The organism is Novosphingobium olei (assembly GCF_037076535.1).
Classification (GTDB): domain Bacteria; phylum Pseudomonadota; class Alphaproteobacteria; order Sphingomonadales; family Sphingomonadaceae; genus Novosphingobium; species Novosphingobium olei.
Genome location: NZ_AP029021.1, coordinates 2,646,897 through 2,668,031 on the forward strand (window position 1 = coordinate 2,646,897; position 21,135 = coordinate 2,668,031).

Annotated in this window: 16 protein-coding genes; 7 read left to right on the forward strand and 9 right to left on the reverse strand. The window is 66.7% G+C overall.

Annotated elements, in window-relative coordinates:
* The first annotated feature begins 123 nt into the window (after nt 1-123).
* The 3 genes from AACH40_RS12470 to AACH40_RS12480 are packed head-to-tail and all read left to right on the forward strand — an operon-like array spanning nt 124 to nt 7,205.
* The gene (locus AACH40_RS12470; protein WP_338642685.1) at nt 124-2,889 is read left to right on the forward strand and encodes a PAS domain-containing methyl-accepting chemotaxis protein; all 2,766 of its coding nucleotides are present in this window, start codon (nt 124-126) and stop codon (nt 2,887-2,889) included.
* A complete protein-coding gene (locus tag AACH40_RS12475; RefSeq protein ID WP_338642686.1) occupies nt 2,886-4,418 on the forward strand; it encodes a chemotaxis protein CheW in 1,533 nt (510 codons plus the stop codon). The genes AACH40_RS12470 and AACH40_RS12475 overlap by 4 nt, the downstream gene beginning before the upstream one ends.
* Nucleotides 4,419-4,475: 57 nt before the next feature.
* Nucleotides 4,476-7,205, forward strand: coding sequence for an insulinase family protein (locus AACH40_RS12480; RefSeq protein ID WP_338642687.1), 2,730 nt, complete (start codon nt 4,476-4,478; stop codon nt 7,203-7,205).
* On the opposite strand, the gene AACH40_RS12485 is transcribed toward AACH40_RS12480, so the two are convergent.
* The 4 genes from AACH40_RS12485 to AACH40_RS12500 are packed head-to-tail and all read right to left on the reverse strand — an operon-like array spanning nt 7,202 to nt 10,923.
* Nucleotides 7,202-8,350, reverse strand: a complete 1,149-nt coding sequence (locus AACH40_RS12485; RefSeq protein WP_338642688.1) for an ABC transporter permease — start codon at nt 8,348-8,350, stop codon at nt 7,202-7,204. The genes AACH40_RS12480 and AACH40_RS12485 overlap by 4 nt on opposite strands.
* 7 nt (nt 8,351-8,357) lie before the next feature.
* Nucleotides 8,358-9,323: an ABC transporter ATP-binding protein gene (locus AACH40_RS12490; RefSeq protein WP_338642689.1), complete on the reverse strand. Its 966-nt coding sequence runs from the start codon at nt 9,321-9,323 to the stop codon at nt 8,358-8,360.
* The gene (locus AACH40_RS12495) at nt 9,320-10,291 is read right to left on the reverse strand and encodes an HlyD family secretion protein (protein ID WP_338642690.1); all 972 of its coding nucleotides are present in this window, start codon (nt 10,289-10,291) and stop codon (nt 9,320-9,322) included. The genes AACH40_RS12490 and AACH40_RS12495 overlap by 4 nt, the downstream gene beginning before the upstream one ends.
* Nucleotides 10,288-10,923, reverse strand: coding sequence for a TetR/AcrR family transcriptional regulator (locus AACH40_RS12500; protein ID WP_338642691.1), 636 nt, complete (start codon nt 10,921-10,923; stop codon nt 10,288-10,290). The genes AACH40_RS12495 and AACH40_RS12500 overlap by 4 nt, the downstream gene beginning before the upstream one ends.
* Nucleotides 10,924-11,096: 173 nt before the next feature.
* Here AACH40_RS12500 and ettA point away from each other — a divergent pair, with 173 nt between their 5' ends.
* Nucleotides 11,097-12,770, forward strand: coding sequence for an energy-dependent translational throttle protein EttA (gene ettA, locus AACH40_RS12505; protein ID WP_169491970.1), 1,674 nt, complete (start codon nt 11,097-11,099; stop codon nt 12,768-12,770).
* 61 nt (nt 12,771-12,831) lie between these two features.
* On the opposite strand, the gene AACH40_RS12510 is transcribed toward ettA, so the two are convergent.
* On the reverse strand, nt 12,832-13,419 hold the full coding sequence (locus AACH40_RS12510) for a pyridoxamine 5'-phosphate oxidase family protein (protein WP_338642692.1): 588 nt from the start codon (nt 13,417-13,419) through the stop codon (nt 12,832-12,834).
* Nucleotides 13,420-13,561: 142 nt separating this feature from the next.
* On the opposite strand from AACH40_RS12510, the gene AACH40_RS12515 reads away from it, so the two are divergent.
* On the forward strand, nt 13,562-14,488 hold the full coding sequence (locus AACH40_RS12515; RefSeq protein WP_338642693.1) for an RcnB family protein: 927 nt from the start codon (nt 13,562-13,564) through the stop codon (nt 14,486-14,488).
* 119 nt (nt 14,489-14,607) lie between these two features.
* Here AACH40_RS12515 and AACH40_RS12520 read toward each other — a convergent pair whose 3' ends face one another.
* Nucleotides 14,608-14,970, reverse strand: coding sequence for a winged helix DNA-binding protein (locus tag AACH40_RS12520; protein WP_169491967.1), 363 nt, complete (start codon nt 14,968-14,970; stop codon nt 14,608-14,610).
* Nucleotides 14,971-15,327: 357 nt separating this feature from the next.
* Here AACH40_RS12520 and AACH40_RS12525 point away from each other — a divergent pair, with 357 nt between their 5' ends.
* The gene (locus AACH40_RS12525) at nt 15,328-16,005 is read left to right on the forward strand and encodes a prolyl hydroxylase family protein (protein ID WP_206069331.1); all 678 of its coding nucleotides are present in this window, start codon (nt 15,328-15,330) and stop codon (nt 16,003-16,005) included.
* Nucleotides 15,978-17,867, forward strand: a complete 1,890-nt coding sequence (locus AACH40_RS12530; protein WP_338642694.1) for a DUF885 domain-containing protein — start codon at nt 15,978-15,980, stop codon at nt 17,865-17,867. Before AACH40_RS12525 ends, AACH40_RS12530 begins: the two co-directional genes overlap by 28 nt.
* A gap of 7 nt (nt 17,868-17,874) precedes the next feature.
* Here AACH40_RS12530 and AACH40_RS12535 read toward each other — a convergent pair whose 3' ends face one another.
* The 3 genes from AACH40_RS12535 to AACH40_RS12545 are packed head-to-tail and all read right to left on the reverse strand — an operon-like array spanning nt 17,875 to nt 20,984.
* Nucleotides 17,875-18,426, reverse strand: a complete 552-nt coding sequence (locus AACH40_RS12535; protein ID WP_169491966.1) for a DUF1003 domain-containing protein — start codon at nt 18,424-18,426, stop codon at nt 17,875-17,877.
* Between the two features lie 33 nt (nt 18,427-18,459).
* The gene (locus AACH40_RS12540) at nt 18,460-19,365 is read right to left on the reverse strand and encodes an SGNH/GDSL hydrolase family protein (protein ID WP_338642695.1); all 906 of its coding nucleotides are present in this window, start codon (nt 19,363-19,365) and stop codon (nt 18,460-18,462) included.
* A complete protein-coding gene (locus tag AACH40_RS12545; RefSeq protein ID WP_338642696.1) occupies nt 19,362-20,984 on the reverse strand; it encodes a lysine--tRNA ligase in 1,623 nt (540 codons plus the stop codon). Before AACH40_RS12545 ends, AACH40_RS12540 begins: the two co-directional genes overlap by 4 nt.
* Nucleotides 20,985-21,135 lie beyond the last annotated feature (151 nt).

Genomic DNA, 21,135 nt, shown 5'->3' on the forward strand with positions numbered 1-21,135 from the left:
TTGGAGAGCCAGACCAACCCGAACGCTGGTTACGCGATCCGTAACTTACCGGAGGGCTCTCCTACCGAAGTCGTATCCCTCGGCCGACTAGGCAACGTTTGCCATATTGCTCCGGGGAACACCGTGACTGCCAACCAGAACCCGCCGCTCGACCTGACCGCGCAAGGCGCGGCGCTGCTTGCCGACAACCTGCTCGTGCTCGCCTTCGATGCCGCCAGTGGCGATCTGGTCGATGCGAACGATGCGGCGCGCAGCCTGCTGGCAGACGGCGCCGACGTCACCTTCGCGCAGGTCTTCCCCGAACACGACCTCGCCCAGGTCCTTGACGAAGCAATCGACATTGCCGGCCAGTTGCCGCTTGCGGCCGGCGGGCACGCGGCGATCAGCGGCGCCTGCGCGCGCACGTCGGGCCGGAAGGCGCAAGTGCTGTTCCTCGGCGCGCGCGGGTTCGAGGCGCCCATCGCGCCATCGCTGATGGTCCACCGCTTCGAGGCCATCAACCATGCGCTGGCGATCTGCCAGTACGCGCCGGACGGGTCCATCGTCGGCGGGAACGAACTGTTCTTCCATCTTGTCGGGCGCAGCGCCGACGATCTCGTCGGCCTGCCGCTCGGCGCGCTTGAGGCGGAGCTTGCAGCCGGCGATGCACCGGAAACCTTCTGGGACAAGCTGAGCGACGGCCAGTCGCACCGCTGCATTCGCCGCCACAAGACCAGCGACGGGCACGATGTCTGGCTGCGCGAAGTGTTCGTGCCGACGCGTGACCGGGCTGGCCACGTCGTTTCGGTGCTGAGCTACGCCTTCGATGTCACCGGCGAACAGACCGTCCGGATCGAGAACAAGAGCAAGCTCGATGCGATCGACCGCGCCTTTGCACTGATCGAGTTCGACCTGTCGGGCCGGGTGCTCGATGCCAATGCCAACTTCCTGTCCCTGATGGGCTATACGCTCGACGAGATCGTCGGCCAGCACCACCGCATCTTCTGCGACAAGGAATATGCCGGCAGCGCCGCACACCGCCAGTTCTGGCAGAAGCTCGGCAAGGGCGATTTCGACCAGGGCGAATACAAGCGGCTGCGCAAGGACGGCAAGGACGTCTGGATCCAGGCGAGCTACAATCCGGTGTTCGGGCTCGATGGCGAACCCGTGAAGATCGTGAAGGTGGCGATGGACGTCACCGAACAGCGCGTCGCCGCCGCCGAAGCGGCCGGCAAGGTTGCCGCGATCGATCGCGCGCAGGCGGTGATCGAATTCGCACTCGATGGCACCGTGCTCACCGCCAATGCCAATTTCCTCTCGGTGATGGGCTACGACCTCGATCAGGTCGTCGGGCGCAATCACAAGATCTTCTGCGAGGACGCCTACATCGCCTCGCCCGATTATGCCGAGCTGTGGTCCCGCCTGCGGGCTGGCGAATACGTTGCCGGCGTATTCAAGCGCAAGGCGGCGAACGGCCGCGAAGTGTGGATCCGCGCCACCTACAACCCGATCTTCGATCTGGAAGGGCGCCCCGCCAAGATCGTGAAGTTCGCGCTCGACATCAGCGACACGCAGCGCCGCAACCTGGAATTCGAAGGCAAGGTCAAGGCGATCGGCCGCGCACAGGGCGTGGTGGAATTCGCGCTCGACGGCACCGTGCTCGATGCGAACGAAAACTTCCTCGCGCTCACCGGCTACAAGCTAGACGAAGTGGTCGGACGGCATCACCGCATGTTCTGCGCGCCAGAGCTCGCAGCTTCGGCCGAATATGCCGCATTCTGGGAAAAGCTTGCCCGCGGCGATTATGATGCCGGCGAATACCGCCGTCGCACCAAGGAAGGGCGCGATATCTGGATCCAGGCGACCTACAACCCGATCTTCGATCTCGATGGGAAACCGGTCAAGGTGGTCAAGTTCGCCACCGACGTGACCGAGCAAAAGACCAAGTCGGTCGAATTCCAGGCGCGGGTCGATGCGGTCAGCCGCGCGCAGGCGGTGATCGAATTCGATCTCGATGGCAATGTGCTTTCCGCCAACGACAACTTCCTGCGCCTGATGGGCTATTCGCTGCGCGAGGTGACGGGCCAGAACCACGCGATGTTCTGCTCGCCCGACTACATCCGCAGCCTGGAATACCGCGATTTCTGGCTGCGGCTGAACAAGGGCGAATTCCATTCGGGCCGCTTCCACCGCGTCGGCAAGTACGATCGCGACGTCTATATCCAGGCGACCTACAACCCGTTGTTCGACGTTGCCGGAAATCCCGTGCGCATCGTCAAGTATGCCACCGACATCACCGACCAGGTGCTGCTGGAAAAGGACATCGGCCACCGCGCCTGCGAGATGACCGGGCTGATCGACCGGCTCGCCACCTCGATCCAGGCGATCAACGGCGCGACCGAACAGGCCGAAACGCTGGCGCTGCAAACCCGGGCCAACGCCGAAACCGGGCGCCAAGCGCTCAACGGTGCGATCGAATCGATCGAACTGATCCAGAAGTCGGCCTCGGGCATTGCCGAGATCGTCTCGATCATCGGCGAGATCGCAGGTCAGACCAACCTTCTGGCCTTCAATGCCGAGATCGAGGCCGCGCGCGCCGGCGAACATGGCGTGGGCTTCTCGGTGGTTGCGGGCGAAGTGCGCAAACTGGCCGAGCGCAGTTCGACCGCGGCGCGCGACATCAGCCGGCTCATCGACGAATCGATCGCCCGGATCAGCGAAGGCACCGGCCGCTCGCTCGATGCCAGCCGCGCCTTCGTCGGGATTTTCGAATCCGCCGAAAAGACCGGTGCGGCGATCGAGGCGATCAGCGAATCCGCACAAGCGCAGGATGTCGTCACCAGCGATGCCGTCCAGTTGATCCGCCAGCTGGGCGACGTTGCCCGGCAGGAGGGAGCCGCGCGGCAGTGATCGGGCGGGACACCCCGGGGCGCAGCGTCGCCTACGCGCTCGGTCAGCGCGCGGCTGCTTCCGTACCCGCGCCCCCGCCACCGCCCATGCAGGCAGATGCGCCTGCCGAGCCTTTGCCCCCCGGCGGCCCAACGCTTCCCGAGCTTGGCGGTCTGCACGGCATCTTCCGGGTCGGCAGTTCGCTGCTGGCGCTGCACATTGAAGCGATCCGCGAAGTCACGCCGCGCCCGGCCACGCTTGCCAGCTTCCCCTCGCGCCGGGACGACGTGATCGGCGCGCTGCACCTGCGCGGCTCGGTGATTCCGATCATGGACCTTGCCCGCCCCCTGGGCCTCGGCGCCAGCGACGGTACCATCATCCTCGTGCTGCGCACCGGCGGCGGCGTGATCGGGGTCCTCATCGATGAAATCTGCGGCGTCATCGCGCTCGAAGCGCGGGCGCTTTCGCCCTTGCGCGATGCCGGCGGGGCAGAATCCGGTCTCGTCAGCGCGGGCTTTGTCAACAACGGCACACCAGGCGCCGTGCTCGATCCACAAGCCGTCGCCCGCCTGCCCGGGCTGACCGTCACCACCGACATTCCCGTCGATCGTTCGCACAATGCCGAGGCGGGCGAGCCGATGCTGCTGTTCGATTGCGGCGATGTTCCGCTGGGGCTGCCGGCAAGTGCGGTCGATGCGACGGTTCCGCGTTGCCGCCTCGGTGCCCCGGCAGCGGACAGCCCGCTGTGGATCGGCGTGCTCGACCACAACGGACGGCGCATTCCGGTGGTCGATACGCTGCGCCTGCTCGGGCTGGGCAGCTCTGGCCGCCTGACCGAAAGCGCCAGCGTGGTGCTGCGAATGCCGGACAACCGCCTGATCGCGCTCGCGATCGACGAAGTGCGCGACATGCGCCGGGTACGGGCGCAGGAAGTGCTGGAACTGCAACGGTTTCGCCTTGGGGAACCGGGCATGCTGTGCGGGCTCTACCGTGCCGAGCGGGATCACCTGCTGCTCGATCCCCAGGCGTGCTGCAACGACGAACGGCTGGTCGCCCTGTCGCGGATCGAGGAGGAGGCCGCGCTGGCCAGTGTCGGCGGCGAGGGCGGCAGCCTCGGCCGGACAGAGCCATTCCTCATCGCCCAACTCGGCGGCGCGATCTGCGCCATCCCGCTGTCGCAAGTAGAGGAGATCATCCCGACGCCCGCCGCACGGATCAATCTCGATGGCATGCAGTTCGCCCGTGCCCTGATCGCGCACCGCGGGCGCGGCGTGCCGCTGGTCGATCTGCCCGCCCGGCTCGGCATGGCCGTGGCTGGCGAGGTACGGCCCTTCGCCATCCTGGCCGAAGACGGTGGCGATCATGTCGGTTTCCTGATCGACGGGCTCGTCGCGGTCGAACGCGTTGCGCTCCAGCGGCTCGCCGCGCGGGGTGACAACGCCCGCGTGCCCGCCGCGACCGTGCGCCTGCCCGATGGCAGGACCTGCGAAGTCATCGACCTCGCCGCAATCATCGCCGCCGAACGCGACGCGAGCGTCCAGGCCGCCTGAAGGCGCGCGCGGAACGATTTGCACCGAAGCGGCCGCCGGGGCACAACGCTTGGCGACATGCCTTTCGTTGCCCCGCTCCGCCTGCGCCGCGCGCTGTTTCTCGCTCCCCTCCTCCTTGCCGGCTGCGCTCCGCACCCCGCCACACTGCCGCCCGCGCCCCGGCCCGACTGGGCCTTCCAGCAGAGCGATCTCGCGCCCGACCCGGCCTTCCGCTTCGGCAAGCTCGACAACGGCATGCGCTTCGTCATCCGCCGCAACGCCACCCCGCCGGGCACCGCCGTGGTGCGGATGAACGTCGATAGCGGCTCGCTGGACGAGCGCGACAGCGAGCGCGGCTTTGCCCATTTCGTCGAGCATATGGCCTTCAACGGCAGCACCCACGTGCCCGAGGGCGAGATGGTCAGGCTGCTCGAACGCAATGGCCTTGCCTTCGGGGCGGACACCAACGCGCAGACCTCGTTCGAACAGACGCTCTACATGCTCGATCTGCCGCGCAACGATCCCAGGCTGCTCGATACCGCGCTGATGCTGATGCGCGAAACCGCCAGCGAGCTGCGCTTCGATCCCGCCGCCGTTGCGCGCGAACGCGGCGTTGTGCTGTCGGAACTGCGCGATGGGCAGGGCTATCCGCTCAACAACCTGAAGGACCAGCTGGCGTTTCTCTATCCGGCGGCCACCTACCCCCACCGCCTGCCGATCGGCACGGTGGAGACGCTGAACGCGGCGACGGCCGATAGCCTCAAGGCCTTCTGGGCGCGCGAATACGTGCCCGCCAACGTCACGCTGGTGGTTGTCGGAGACTTCGACCCCGCCGCGGTCGAAGCCGCGATCCGCGCCCGCTTCGCCGACTGGCAGGCCAGCGCCGCCCCGCCCCGCCCCGATCAGGGCAAGGTCCTGCCCAAACAGAAGGGCGTTACCGACATCTGGATCGATCCGCCGCTGTCGGAACGCGTCACCGCAGCGCGCCACGGCCCGTGGCTCGATGAAAAGGACACGGCGGCCAACCGCCGGCTCAACCTGCTGCGCCAGATCGGCTACGGCGTGATCAACCGCCGCCTGCTGCGCCTCTCACGCCAAGTCGCGCCGCCGTTCCGGGGCGCCGGGTTCGGCACTAGCGATGTGTTCAAGATCGGCCGCACCACCAACCTGATCGTCGATACCGAGGACGGCGGCTGGGCCAAGGGCCTCACCACGGCCGCGCAAGTGCTCGATGAAGCACTGCGCCACGGCTTCACCAATGCCGAGATTGCCGAACAGGTCGCCGGCATACGCACGGGAATCGAAAATGCCGCCGCCTCGGCCGATACACGCAGCAACGGCGCGCTGGTCGCCGCCGCGCTTGCGCTGGTGCGCGATGATCAGGTGCCGACCACGCCGCAAAGCGGGCTCGAACGCTTCAACGCCTTCGCGCCGTCGATCACCCCCGCCGCCGTGCTCGCCGCGCTGAAGACCGAAGCGGTGCCCCTGCGCGATCCGCTGCTGCGCTTTCAAGGCCGCAAGAGCCCCCAAGGCGGGGCCAAGGCCCTGCGCGAGGCATGGAACCACGCCTTTCGCGGCGGCGAACAGGACAGCGCCACGCTCGCCGCTACCAGCTTCGGCTATGGCGATGTCGGCCCGGCAGGCGCGGTCGTAGCCGATAGCGTTGATCCCGCCTTCGGCATCCGCCGCATCCGCTTTGCCAACGGCGTGCGTCTCAACCTCAAGCGCACCACGCTGGAAACCGACCGCATCCAGCTGCGCCTTTCGCTCGATGGCGGCGAACTGCTCGAAACGCGGCAGGACCCGACCGCCGTCGAACTGACGTCGGTGCTGGCGAACGGCGGCCTTGGCAAGCACAGCCAGGACGATCTGCAGACCCTGCTCGCCGGGCGCTCGGTGTTCAACGGCATTGCCGCCAGCGGCGACAGCTTCGTGGCCGGCGGCACCACCACGCGGCGCGATCTGGCGCTCGAACTGGGCGCGATCCTGGGCGACAACGACCCGCGCTTCACCGTCCAGCCGCAGGAGGCCTACCAGGCGCTGACCTTCGCCGGGCTCAAGCAGCGCATCGGGGACCGGCTGGCCAAGGGCGCCATCGAGATCGCGCTCGTGGGCGATTTCGACGAAGCGCAGGCGATCGACCTCGTCGCGCGCACGTTCGGCGCGCTGCCCCCGCGCGAAGCCGATTTCCTGCCCCACGCAGAGGCGCGCGAGCGCAGCTTCACGGCGAAGCGCGATCTCGCCGTGATCAGGCACAAGGGCGCGGCGAACCAGGCCGTCGTCCGCCTCGTCTGGCCCACCACCGACGACAGCGACCCTGGCGAAACACTGCGGCTTTCCCTGCTGCAGGAAGTCGCCGGGATCGAAGTGATCGACACGGTGCGCGAACGGCTGGGCAAGGCCTACTCGCCCGGCGCCAGCTCGGCGATGTCACGCGTCTACAAGGGCTGGGGCACTTTCACCCTCACCGCCTCGGTCGATGTGGCCGAAGTCGCCGCCACCCGCGCCGCCTTTGCGGAAACGGTGCAAGGGCTGCTCTCCGCGCCGATCGATGCCGACATCCTGCAACGCGCGCGCGCGCCGATGCTCGAAAGGATCGACAACGCGCTGAAAAGCAACGGCGGCTGGATGGCGCTGGCCGAACGCGCGCAGTCCCAGCCCGACCGGCTAGAACGGTTCGCCAAGGCGCGAGGGCGGCTGTCCGCGATTACGGCTGTCGAACTGCAGGCCACCGCGCGCAAGTGGCTGGCGGCAAGACCGGTCACCGTGCTCGTCCTGCCCGAAGGCGTGGCCGCCCCTACCAGCTAGGCGACGGTGTCCTGGTATCGGCGCACCGCGATCGTGCCCAACACCAGCAACATCGCCGCCAGCACGCCAAGCTCCAGCGCGGCATCGGCCAGCGTCCAGCCTTTCAGCATGATCCCGCGCACCAGCCGGATGAAGTGCGTTGTCGGCAGCACTTCCGCCACCCACTGCGCCCACAGCGGCATGCCGCGAAACGGGAAGGCGAAACCCGACAGCAGGATCGAGGGCAGCATATAGAAAAAGCTCATCTGCATCGCCTGCAGCTGGCTCTTGGCCAGTGTCGAAAGCGTGAAGCCCAGCGCAAGGCTCGTCACCATGAACAGCAGCGTCGCAAACAGGGTCAGCGCGATCGAACCCATGAACGGCACGCGGAACACGAACTGCGCTGCCAGCAGGATCACGCCCATCTGCACCACGCCGATGAACAGGTAGGGCACGATCTTGCCCACCATCACCTCGAACGGGCGCAGCGGCGTTGCCAGCAGGTTCTCCATGGTCCCCTGCTCCACCTCGCGCGTCACCGACAAGGCGGTCAGCATGACCATCGTCATCGACAGAACCACTGCCAGCAGCCCCGGCACGGTGTTGTGGCTGGTGATCCCTTCCGGGTTATAGCTGCGGTGGACCACCACCTCGACCGGCGAAGCCCCTTGCGCGCGCAACGCCAGCGGTCCGATCAGGTCATGGCTCAGCGCGCCGGCCACGGCCTGCTCGACCGACGAGAGCGCATTGCCCGTGGCCGCCGGGTCGGTCGCGTCGGCCGTCACCAGCAGTTGCGGGCGCGCGCCACGCACCAGGTCGCGTCCGAAATCGACCGGCACGGTCACCACGAACTGCACCTCGCCCCGCGCCAGCAGCCGCTCCCCCTCGCCCGGCGCGTCGATCACCCGCGTCACGCGGAAGTAGCTGGTGTTGCGCAAGGCGGCGACGACCGAGCGCGCGAAGGGCGAAACGTCGTTCACTTCCACCGCCATCGGCAGCGCGCGCGGATCGTTGTTGATGGCAAAGCCGAAGATCATCAGCTGGATCAACGGCATCGCCAGCATCATGCCAACGGTACCGCGATCGCGCGTCATCTGACGGATCTCCTTGAAGATCATCGCCAGGATGCGCTGGCTGGTGGCCTGCCAGCTGCTGCCGGCGATCATGCTGCGCTCATGGTGAAACCACCACCGAATTGTCCTGCGCCCCGCGCATCAGGTGGATGAACACGTCCTCCAGGCTTGGCTGCACCTCGCGCCATTCGATGCGGTCCGCCCACGGCGCCACTGCCGCGCGCAGGTCCGCCGCGTCGGGGCCGCAGACGTGGATCGCGGTGCCAAACGGGGCCGCCATCGCCACGCCCGGCCTGCCCTCGATCTCCGCCGCGAGCCGGTCCGCCCCGCGACCGTCGTCCAGCCGCCCCTCGCCCTGCAGCGCATGGAGGCGCGAGCCCGCGATCACCTCGTCGATCGTGCCGCGCGCCAGCATCCTGCCATAGGCGATATAGGCGATCTCGTGGCAGCGCTCGGCCTCGTCCATGTAGTGGGTCGAAACCAGCACGGTCATGCCCTGCGCTGCCAGAGCATGGATCTGGTCCCAGAACTCGCGCCGCGCCTGCGGATCGACCCCGGCGGTCGGCTCGTCGAGCAGCAGGATTTCGGGTTCGTGCAGCACGCAGGCGGCCAGCGCCAACCGCTGTTTCCAGCCGCCCGAAAGGCTGCCGGCCAGCTGCTGCCCGCGCGTTGCCAGCCCCAGCCGTTCCAGCGCTTCGGCCACGCGTTCGCGCCGCCGGTCCAGCCCGTGAACGCGCGCGAAGAATTCCAGGTTCTCGGCAATGGTCAGGTCTGCGAACAGGCCGAACTTCTGCGTCATGTAGCCGACGCGCGCCTTGATCGCCGCACGTTCGCGCAGCATGTCGAAGCCCAGCACGCGGCCTTCGCCGCCATCGGGGATCAGCAGCCCGCAGATCATCCGCAGCGTGGTCGTCTTGCCCGAACCGTTGGGGCCCAGGAAGCCGCAGATCCTGCCCCGACCGACCGAAAGGTCGACCGCATCGACCACCGTTCGCCCACCGAACCGCTTGGTCAGGCCGTGGACCGCGATGACCGGCGCGCCATCGTCCACGCCGCCTGCGCTCATTGCGGGGACACTGCCACCGGCAGCCCCGGCGGCAGCGGCTGGTTGGTGGGCAGTGCCGCCTCGACCATGAATACCAGCTTCGAACGCGCCCGTTCGCTGTAGATCACCGGCGGCGTGAATTCCGCGCGCGGCGCGATGTAGCGGATCGTTGCCGTGCGCGCGGGGCCGCAGCCATCGCAGGTGAAGTGCACCTGCGCCCCCGGGCGCAACGCGGCGATGCGCTCCTGCGGCACGAAGAAGCGCAGCTTGCGCCGGTCCGCCGGCAACAGCGCCACCACCGGCTGGTTGGCCGGCACCCATTCGCCCGGATTGAAGAAGATCTGCTCGATCGTGCCGCTCGCCTGCGCGGTGGGCGCGATCTCGTCGCGCCGCCGCTGCTGGGCGGACAGCGCCGCTTCGGCCCCGGCCACGCCCGCGGCGGCGGCGGCCTGTTGCTGCGCGCGGCCGGCGGTCAGCTCGCCGCTGCGCTCTTCGGCCTCTGCCTGGCGCAGGCTCGCCGCCGCCACATCGCGCGCCGCCCGCGCGGCATCGAGCTGGGTGCGGCTGGCAAAGCCCTTGGCGGCCAGCGCATCGAACCGGCGATAGTCGGCCTCGGCCCGCGCCAGTTGCGCCCGTGCCGAAGCCTGCGCCGCGCGCGACACATCGAGTTCGGGCGCGCGCTGCCGTGCTTGCGCCAGATCGGCCCGCTGCGCCTGCGCATTAGCCAGCTCGGCACGCGCCTGCGCCGTGGCGGCATCGGTCGTGCGCGGATCGAGCGCGAACAGCGGCTGCCCCGCCCGCACCGTGCCCCCGCGCTGCACCGGCAGCGTCGCCAGCGTGCCCGAAACCGGCGCGGCGACATACAGCGCCTCGCCTTCGACATAGCCGAGCCACGCGTCCGGCTCGTCGCGCGGGGCCAGCGCAAGGGCCGCCGCGCCTGCCAGCGCCAGCACGCCCAACACGATGACCGGGCGCGGCGGCGCTTTCACTTGGCCTTGCCTGGCGCGGGCTTGCCGGGGCGGGCGACGAGCCCGTCGATCACCATGTCGGCATGAAGCGCGGCCATCGCGTCCACGTCGATCGGCGGCGCACCTGCCGGCTCGAACACGTTCTTCCACAGCGCGGTCATGATCACCCCGCCCGCCACGCTGCGCGCCGCCAGCGCCGGATCGCTGCAGGCGAATTCGCCGCGCGTCACGCCGTGGCGGATGATCCGCTCCACCACGTCGAGCACGCGGCTCATTCCCTCGTCGTAGTATGTCTTCACCAGGTCGGGAAACTGCCGCCCCTCGCCCACGATCAGGCGGGGCAGGAAGGAAAGGTCCGGCCGTGTCAGCCGCACGAACGCCGCGCGCAGGAACCCGCGCAGGGCATAGGGCGCGGGCACGTTGCCCAGGTTCTCGGGAAGCCCCACCGGCAGCACTTCGCTCACCAGCGCGTGGACCAGCCCGCGGAACACCGCCTCCTTGCTGTCGAACATCAGGTATAGCGCCGGCCGGCTGATGCCGACCTTGGCGGCCACGTCCTCCAGCCGGGTGCCGGCAAACCCACGCTCGGCAAAGGCTTCGCGTGCGGCTTCGAGGATGCGGGAACGGCGATCGGCGGGTGTTACGCGGGGCATGAGCCGCTTATAACTGACAGGCGCGTCAGATAAAAGGGGGCTCTCATACCTGCCACGCCCCGCCTCGTAGCCCAGCCTTGTGGCCCCACCTCATCGCCGGCCCGCTTGCAGCGTCGCCCCCCGCCCTGTAGAGCGCGCGTCAAACCACCAAGCCATCCCCCGAAGGACCAAACATGGCCGCGCAATACGCCTACGTCATGAAGAGCATGACGAAGACCTTCCCCGGCGCGCAGAAGCCGGTGCTCAAGGACATCAACCTCCAGTTCTACCAGGGTGCCAAGATCGGCATCGTCGGTCCCAACGGCGCGGGCAAGTCCACGCTGATCAAGATCATGGCCGGGGTCGACAAGGACTTTACCGGCGAGGCCTGGCCGGGCGAGAACATCACCGTCGGCTATCTCGAGCAGGAGCCCCAGCTCGATCCGACCAAGACCGTGCTCGAAAACGTCAAGGACGGCGCGCGCGAAGTGGCCGACATGGTCGAACGCTTCAACGCGATCGGCATGGAAATGGCCGAGGAAGACGCCGACTTCGACGCGCTGGGCGCCGAGATGGCCGAACTGCAGGACAAGATCGACGCGGTCGATGGCTGGACGCTCGACAACCAGCTCGAAATCGCGATGGAAGCGCTGCGCTGCCCGCCGGGCGACTGGAGCGTGGAAAGCCTGTCGGGCGGTGAAAAGCGCCGCATTGCCCTCACCCGCCTGCTGATCCAGAAGCCCTCGATCCTGCTGCTGGACGAACCGACCAACCACCTCGACGCCGAAAGCGTGCAATGGCTGGAAAACCACCTCAAGGAATACGCGGGCGCGGTGCTGATGATCACCCACGACCGCTACTTCCTCGACAACGTGGTCGGCTGGATCCTCGAACTCGATCGCGGCTCGTACTACCCTTACGAAGGCAACTACTCGACCTATCTCGAGAAGAAGGCCAAGCGTCTGGAACAGGAAAGCCGCGAGGAGAGCGGCAAGCAGAAGGCGCTGCAGCGCGAACTCGAATGGATCCGCCAGACCCCGGCGGCGCGCCAGACCAAGAGCAAGGCCCGCGTGCGCAAGTTCGAGGAACTGCAGAACGCACAGGACAACCGCCCCGTCACCAAGGCGCAGATCGTCATCCAGGTGCCCGAACGCCTTGGCGGCAAGGTCATCGAGGTGAAGAACATCACCAAGGCCTATGGCGACAAGCTGCTGTTCGAGAACCTCTCGTTCACCCTGCCGCCGGGTGGCATCGTCGGCGTGATCGGGCCGAACGGCGCGGGCAAGTCCACGCTGTTCAAGATCCTCACCGGCAAGGAAACGCCCGACAGCGGCACGGTGGAGATCGGCTCGACCGTTCACCTCGGCTATGTCGACCAGAGCCGCGACCACCTCGATCCCAAGAAGAACGTCTGGGAGGAAATCTCCGACGGGCTCGACTACATGGTCGTCAACAAGCAGGACATGAGCACGCGCGCCTATGTCGGTGCGTTCAACTTCAAGGGCGCCGACCAGCAGAAGAACGTCGGCAAGCTCTCGGGCGGTGAACGCAATCGCGTGCACATGGCCAAGATGCTCAAGCAGGGCGGCAACGTGCTCCTGCTCGACGAACCGACCAACGACCTCGACGTCGAAACGCTCTCGGCACTCGAAGACGCGATCGAGAACTTCGCCGGTTGCGCCGTGGTCATCAGCCACGACCGCTTCTTCCTCGATCGCCTCGCCACCCACATCCTCGCGTTCGAAGGCAACAGCCACGTCGAATGGTTCGAAGGCAACTTCGAAGCATACGAGGAAGACAAGCGCCGCCGCCTGGGCGATGCCGCCGACCGCCCGACCGCGCTGGCCTATAAGAAGCTGACGCGCTGAGCGACGCGCTCAAGCCTGTCTGAAGAACCCCGTCGGACACCCTCCGGCGGGGTTCTTCGCATCAGGGGGATACCCAGCCACCTTGCCATGGCGTGTCGAGCCCCGCCCGCCGCAGCACCGCGCGGGTGCCACCGCGCGAATCGAGCTGCAGCCAGTCGATCTCCAGCACGCTCACCAGCAGCACGGCGAAGTTGGTCCGGCCCGCCTCGCTCTCCTCCAGCGTCGGCCTGCGCTGCCCCAGCGCCTGCGGCAACGTGGCGCCCGGCGCCGCCACCGGCACGCCCGGCGCGTGCTCTGCAAGGTAGCAGCGCCGCCCCATCGTCGAAGTCGCGGCCCAGGCGGCATCGGCCATCGGCCCCGCCCTTTCGATCCGCGCCACGCCCTTCATCCGCAACTGCACCCGCTCGTCGGGATCATAGGCAAGGACCGTCGCCGCTGCGCCGCGCGCGAAAAGCGCCGCCTTGGGCGAACGCGCATCGGTGTGGAAACGCAAGGTGGCCAATCCGTCGTCCACCCCGCGCAGCACCATGATACGCGCATCGCCTGTTTCATCAACCACCACCGGCGCGTGCATCGCATGGCGACGCGTGGCGATGGCGGCCTGCAGCCTCCGCTTTACGTCGCCCAGGATTTCTTCGGTCACCAGCATGGATCTATTCACTTTGACATAGAGAAACCTGAACGGGAAGCATCAACGAGGTTCAGGACCGTGACAGCGCCTCAAGCGTAGTACCACCGTACACAACGCCGCGAATGAATCGCGGCGCCGCGAAAGAACCGGAGAGATGGCCATGCGTGCCAAGTCCTTCCTCAAGACCGGTATCGGCGTCTCCATCGCCGTTGCCACCCTCGCCTCGGCACTGCCGGCGCAGGCCCAGGAGCGCGAGCGCGGCGACCGTCGCGAGCGTGCCGAAATGCAGGGCCGCGGGCCGGAGCGCGCTGCGCCCCAGCAGCAGCAACCCCAGTTCCGTCCGCAGCAGCAGCAGCAGCCGCAACCGCAGCCGCGCAACTTCTCGGGCGGCGAACCCAACCGGCCCCAGCCCGCATGGCGCGGCCAGCCGGGGGGCGATCGCCCGCAGCAGCAGGCGCAGGGCAACCTGCCCCAGCGTGGCTGGGACGGTCAGCGCTGGAACGGCGATGGTTCGCGCCAGGGCACCCCGCGTGAAAACTGGAACAATGGCGGCAATCGCCCGGGCTATGTCGACAACCGCAACGCCGATTGGCGCCGAGATAATGATCGCCGCGACAACGACCGTCGCGATGGCGACTGGCGGCGCGACAACGATCGCCGCGATGGCGACCGCTGGCGGAACAACGAAAGCTGGCGCCGCGATGCGGACCGTCGCTGGGACAACGACAACCGCTGGGGTCGGGATCGCGATCAGCGCTGGAGCGGGGGCGACTACCGTCGCTGGAACAACGATTGGCGTCGTGACAACCGCTACAACTGGTCGGCCTGGCGCAACCACAACCGCAACGTGTTCCGCGGCGGCTCCTATTATGCGCCCTACCGCGGCTACAGCTACAGCCGCCTGAGCATCGGCATCACGCTGGGATCGCCGTTCTACTCGGACCGCTACTGGATCAGCGATCCGTGGGCCTATCGCCTGCCGCCGGCCTATGGCCCGTATCGCTGGGTGCGCTACTATGACGACGTTCTGCTGGTAGACACCTATACTGGTCGTGTTGTTGACGTGATCTACGACTTCTTCTGGTAATATTGCCAGACCAGGCAAAGGAAAGGCCCCGCCGAACGCTCGGCGGGGCCTTTTTGCATCTCAGCCGCGATTGGTGAACCGGCACCGTAAATCTGCGCGCCGCTCGTGCTGCGCAACAATCAGCGCAGCGAACCGACGCTCTTGAGCACGCGCTGCATCAATTCGAATCCTTCGTGGGTAAGCCTGACGTAGCGTCGCCGCGCGTCGCCACGATCGGTCGCGCGATAGACCAGACCTTCGCGTTCCAGCCGCGCGATCCAGCGCAGGATGGTGGTGGAAGGAACCCCCGCCTCGATGCAGACGCTGGAAACCTGCAGTTCCTCGTTGCGATGGCGGGCGAGATACAAATCGAGCAGTATGTCCCAGCCGGGTTCACCGAACAGGCCCTTAATCGGATTGGCTGCATCACGACGGCGGCGAAGCTCGTAGAGTGCCTTGGCCAGTCGATAGCTTTCGGCATCGATTTCGACTTTGGCGTCCAAAAAATCCGACCTTCCCAGCGGGCGCATAAATTGCGCGATGTTGGACTTCCGTCGCTTCGCAATGACCTTTCCGGCTTAGACCGAAACCTTTTTTCTTGTGCGACCCGACCGTTACGTAATTACCGAAGGAACACTCTCCCAAGTGGAATACATGCGCTTCGATTAACGAGAGCGTAATCATATTATTCGAATGAAGTTTCAATCATTCCTATCCGGATCGGACTAAAAGCTCCGGGAACCGGATTCTCTCGCGACATGTTGTTACCTGTTCGCGAGCAAGTCGCATTTGCAACAACGATTGAATTGGGGCGAAGGCTTGCTCCCGCAACGTGCCTGCGCCATGGTGCGGGAACCACCATGTCAGCACCCCGCCGCGCGCCCGATCGCGATCCCGACACGCCCGTTCTCAAGCGCATCGGCGAACGCGTGCGCGCGCGCCTCGAAGCCGATCCTGCGGCGCATCGGCTCCCGGTTAACGGATTGGAAATATTCGGACTTTCCGAGTTTTTCAGCGCTGCCGAATGCACGCGCCTGATGGGCATCGTCGATGATGTGGCGCAGCCTTCGGCAACTTACGGCAACGACGAATTCGCCGGTCGCACCAGCTATTCGGGCGATGTCGATCCGAACGATCCGTTCATCCTCATGCTCCAGCGGCGGATCGACGATCTCATCGGTCTGGAACCGTCCTACGGCGAAACCATTCAGGGCCAACGCTACAGCGTCGGTCAGGAGTTCCGCGCTCATTTCGACTACTTTTCGCCCGAACAGGCCTTCTGGGAATCGGAACAGCAGCATGGCGGCCAGCGCAGCTGGACGGCAATGGCCTATCTCAACGCCGTCGAGGAAGGTGGATCGACCGACTTTCCCCGCCTGTCGCTGTCGATCCCGCCGCAGCCGGGCGCGCTGATCGTGTGGAACAACATGAAGCCCGATGGCACGCCCAATCCCCTCACGCTGCACGCCGGCACCCCGGTGCTCAAGGGTACCAAGTACGTCCTGACCAAGTGGTATCGGGCCCGCCCGTGGTGGTGATCGCACGGGCTGCGGCCCCGCGCCGGCGACGGCTCGTCATCGCCAGCCTGCCGCTGCTCGCGCTTGCGGGGTGCGCCACCGTGCCATCGCAAGCCGCCGCTCCGCAGACGCCGCGCGCGGTGGTCGATGCGCCCGTCGACGAAGGAGCCGCGCTCGACCGGCTGTTTGCCGACGATGCGCGCAACGAACAGGCGCTCGATCCGCTGGCCGGGCTGGAGCGCGGTGAACGCGTTTCGGCGGACCGCTTCCGCCTCCTGTTCACGCCAGCGCTCATCGACCAGCAGCGCGCGTCCAACGCTTCGGCGCTCGAACGTCTCGGCCGGATCGATCGCAAGGCGCTCGACGAAGCGCACCGGATCTCGTTCGACGTGTTCCGCGACAGTAAGCTTGAAGAAAAAATCGGGCTCTCGCCCCAGATCGTCGCGCTGACCGCGCCGCGGCCCTTCAATCACTTTGGCGGCTTCCATGTCGAATTTCCGGGGCTGGTCGCGGGCGAAAGCGCCATGCCGCTCGAAACCGTGGCAGATTTCGAAGCGCGCCTCGCGCTCGACCGCGCGCTGCCCGCCGTATTCGACACCGCGATCGCCCGCTTCCGCGAAGGCGAGGCAAGCGGCGTCACCGAACCGCGGCTTACCGTGCGCAACATGATCGCACAGATCGACAGCATCCTGGCAACGCCGCCCGCGCAATCCACTTTTACCTCTCCGATCAGGCAGTTCCCGCGCAGCATCAGCACGCGCGAGCGCCGGCGGCTCGCGCGCGAATTCCTCGATGTGACCACCAACTCGGTCTATCCCGCTTACCGTTCGCTGCGCAGCTTCCTCGCCGATGAATATCTTGCCAAGGCGCGCGAGGACGTCGGGCTTTCCGCCATGCCGGGGGGCGACAGGCTCTATCGCCTGCTGGTCCGCCTGCACACCACGCTCGATCTCGATCCGGCCGCCGTGCACCAGCTCGGCCTTGGCGAAGTGGCGCGCATCCAGACCGAGATGGAGCAGGTGAAGCGCGAGCTCGGCTTTGCGGGACCCTTGCGCGATTTCTTCGACAGCATTCGCGTCGATCCGCGCTTCCATCCGCGCAGCGCCGAAGAACTGGCGCGCGGGTTCGAAGCCGTGGGGCGCAAGGTCGATGCGCTTGCCCCGCGCTACTTCGTGCACCTACCCCGCACGCCGCTGCTGATCCAGGCCTACCCCGCCTACCGCGCGCAGTACGAAGCCGGCGGCAGCTACAGCCAGGGGGCGGCCGATGGCAGCCGCCCGGGGGTGTTCTATTTCAACACCTACGATCTCAAGAGCCGGTTCCTGTCGGGCATCACAACGCTCTACCTTCACGAAGGGGCGCCGGGGCACCACTTCCAGATCAGCCTGGCGCAGGAAAACACCGCCCTTCCCGACTTCCAGCGGTTCGGCGGGAATACCGCCTACGTCGAAGGCTGGGCGCTCTATGCCGAGACGCTTGGCTACGAGATGGGGTTCTACAAGGACCCGATGCAGCACTGGGGCACGCTCGACGACGAGATGCTGCGTGCGATGCGGCTGGTGGTCGATACCGGGCTGCACACGCAGGGGTGGAGCCGCGAGCAGGCGATCGACTACATGCTCGCCAATTCGGGCATGGGCCGGTCAGACGCCACCGCCGAAGTCGAACGCTATGTCGCCAATCCGGGGCAGGCGCTGGCCTACAAGATCGGCGCGCTGACCATCCAGCGGCTGCGGCGCAAGGCGGAAGGCGAACTTGGCCAACGCTTCGATATCCGCCGCTTCCACGACCAGGTGCTGATGAGCGGAGCGCTGCCGCTGCCGGTGCTCGAGGCCAAGATCGACCGCTGGATCGCGCAGGAAAAGGCTGCGCCGTCAGACTGATCGAGCGTCAGGCGGCAACCTGTTCGCGGACGGCCTCGGTCGTTTCGCCGACTTTGCCTTCCAGCTGGCCCAGCTTGTTGAACAGCTTATCCATCTTGCGGTGGAGCCGCACGATTTCGAGCTGGGTGCGCAAGTTCACCTCGTAATCGTGGTGGGCGGTCAGGCGGTCTTTCTGCGATTGGCGGTTCTGGCTCATCATGATTACCGGTGCCTGCAGCGCGGCCAAGGTGGAGAGCATCAGGTTGAGGAAGACGTAAGGGTATTCATCCCATTCGGGCACGAGGCCGTGGGCCAGCGGGCTGTTGACGAACATCCACGCGAACAGGACCAGCGAGAACAGGATAATGAAGCCCCACGATCCGCCGACGGCGGCGACGCGGTCGGCGAGGCGCTGGCCGAAGGTCATGTGGACGGCGGCGACTTCGTCGGCGTCGCAGTCCTCGATCTCTCCCGAGGCGACGCGTTCGAGGACGCGCTGTTCTTCGGCGCCCAGGTCCTCGAACTTGCGACCGAGGAGTTCCTCGGCAAGGCTTTCGGCGGAAGGCGACGCGGTCTGCATGATTGCCCCAACGGGCAATGGAACGATTGTTTCCTAACGTTTCCGCAAAGGAACCGCGACGGTGGCCGGATGACCGAGCGTTTCGGCCGCGATCTGCTGCAGCCGCACGACCGTGGCGGGGTTCAGGCCGAGATCGTCGGCAGCGCGTTCGCGGGGGCCCAGCGTGCGCGGGTCGATACCGGTGATCGCGCCGAATTCTACCAGCGCTTCGAGGTAATAGCCTTCTGTGCTGGCGTGGTAGTGGTCCCAGGTCCACAGGTCGATCTGGCCATAGGCGATGCCGTCATAGGGGTTGGGATCGGCAACGCCGTTCTCGAACGCGCGCAGCCAGGCGGCGCCGACCGGGATCGAGGGACCGAACCGGACCGGACCTTCGGCGGCGAGGCGGTTGGCCGAGGCGACGGTTTCGGCGAGCGCGGCGATGGGCTTGCCCGACCACGGACTGCCCGGCCGCCACGCGAGATCGGCGCGCGGCCAAGTCGAGACCAGCCGCACGGTGACTGCCGGATTGCGCTGCTGCATCATCTTGGCGAGCGCCTGCGCGGCTGAAACGTGGCGCGCGGGATCGCCGGGAAGCGCGGCGTTGAGCGTCGAAAAGCCCTGCAGCACGACCACGTCCCACGGCCGGTCGATGCGGGTTGCGCGCTTTTCGAGGTGGAAGGCGAGGTCCTGCCCGCCCGCGGTTTCAAGGCTGACGTGCCATTCCTGCCCCGCCTGTTCGGCAAAGGTCTTGAACAGCGCGGGCACGCCGCCGACGCCTTCGCCGTTGAGATCGGTCACGCGTTCGGGGTGATAGCGGCGCACCGGCGAGCCGTGGCCGAAGGTGAACGAGTTGCCGACGAACAGGATGGTCTTGGCAAAGGCCGCGCTGGCCCCCGCGCCTGCGCCGGTCAGCGCAAGCGTGGCGGCGATGAACGTGGCGGCAAGGCGGCGCTTCACCCTTCGAGCGCCTCTGCGATCAGGGCGCGGGTATTGGCGATGCCGTAGAGCGCGATGAAGCTGCCCATGCGCGGCCCCGCCGAGGAGCCGAGCAGCGTTTCGTAAAGCGCCTTGAACCAATCGCGCAGGGATTCGAAGCCGTAATGCGGATCCTTGCCGATTTCGTAGACGATGTTCTGGATGAGCTCGGCCGTCGCGTCGTCGCTCGTTGCCGCAAGTTCCTCGTCCAGGGCCGCGAGCGCGCGGGCCTCGTTCTCTTCGGGCTTGCGGCGCTGGAGCGTGGGGGCGACGAAATCGCGGTTGTAGGCGAGCGCGTTGGTGACGAGCCCGTCGAGCGCGGGATGCGCGGCGGGATCGGCGTTTTCGACATAGTTGGCGAGATAGGACCAGACCTGTTCGCGCGTCGCATTGGCGCCGAGCACGCCGACGAGGTTGAGCAGCAGGCCGTAGGTAACGGGCAGCGCTTCCCCTTCCCCACCAGCTTCGCCATTGGCGCGCAGCAGGTGCCAGACCGGGTTGCCGAGCTGTTGTTCGACCGGCTGGGCGGGAATCTTTTCGCGGAACTGCCAGTATTCGTCCACCGCGCGGGCGATTACGCCGGGGTGCAGGCTCTTGGCGCTCTTGGGTTCGCGGAACAGGTAGAAGCCGAGGCTTTCCTCGCTGCCATAGGTCAGCCACTGTTCGATGGTCAGGCCATTGCCCTTGGACTTCGAGATCTTCTCGCCGTTTTCATCGAGGAACAGCTCGTAGATCAGGCCTTCGGGTGGGCGGCCACCCAATGCGCGGGCGATCTTGCCGCTTTCGCGCACGCTGTCGGTCAGATCCTTGCCGCACATTTCGTAATCGACGCCCAGCGCCACCCAGCGCATGGCCCAGTCGACCTTCCACTGCAGCTTGGAATTGCCGCCAAGGATCGACTGTTCGACGATGGTGCCGTCGGCATCAGTGAAGCGGACGAGGCCGGCTTCGGCGTCGATCACCTCGATCGGCACCTGCAGCACTTCGCCGGTGCTGGGCGAAACCGGCAGGACGGGCGAATAGGTCCTGCGCCGTTCTTCGCGCAGGGTGGGCAGCATGATGCCCATGATGTCATCGAAATGGCGCAGGACATTGCGCAGCGCATCGTCGAATGCGCCCGAATTGTAGCGGTCCGACGCCGAGACGAATTCGTAATCGAAGCCGAAGCGGTCGAGGAAGTCGCGCAGCATCGCGTTGTTGTGGTGCGCGAAGCTTTCGTGCGTGCCGAACGGATCGGGGATGCGGCTCAATGGCTTGCCCAGATTGGCCGAGAGCACGTCCTTGTTGGGGACGTTGTCGGGCACCTTGCGCAAGCCGTCCATGTCGTCGGAGAAGGCGACGAGCCGGGTGGGATGGCCCTGCCCGGTTTCATCGGCGGTCAGCGCTTCGTAGGCGCGGCGCACGAGCGTGGTGCGCAGCACTTCCTGGAAAGTGCCGATGTGCGGCTGGCCCGACGGGCCGTAACCGGTTTCGAACAGCACGGGCACGAGATTGCCTTCGGCGTCTTTCTTGCCGCCCGGGAAGCGCTTGACGAGCTTGCGGGCTTCTTCGAACGGCCATGCCTTCGAAGTCTGGGCGGCGGTGAAAACGGCGTTGGTCATAGTGCCCGCCCTTTCCCCTTTTGCGGCTGCGAAGGCAAGTCCGAAGGCATGGTGTGCGACCGCCGCGCCGACACCCTGCCAGCCCCCAAGTTGACAAAGTTGACAGACCTAAAAGAGAAAGTGTCAACTTTCCCGTTCGCGCGCCATCCAG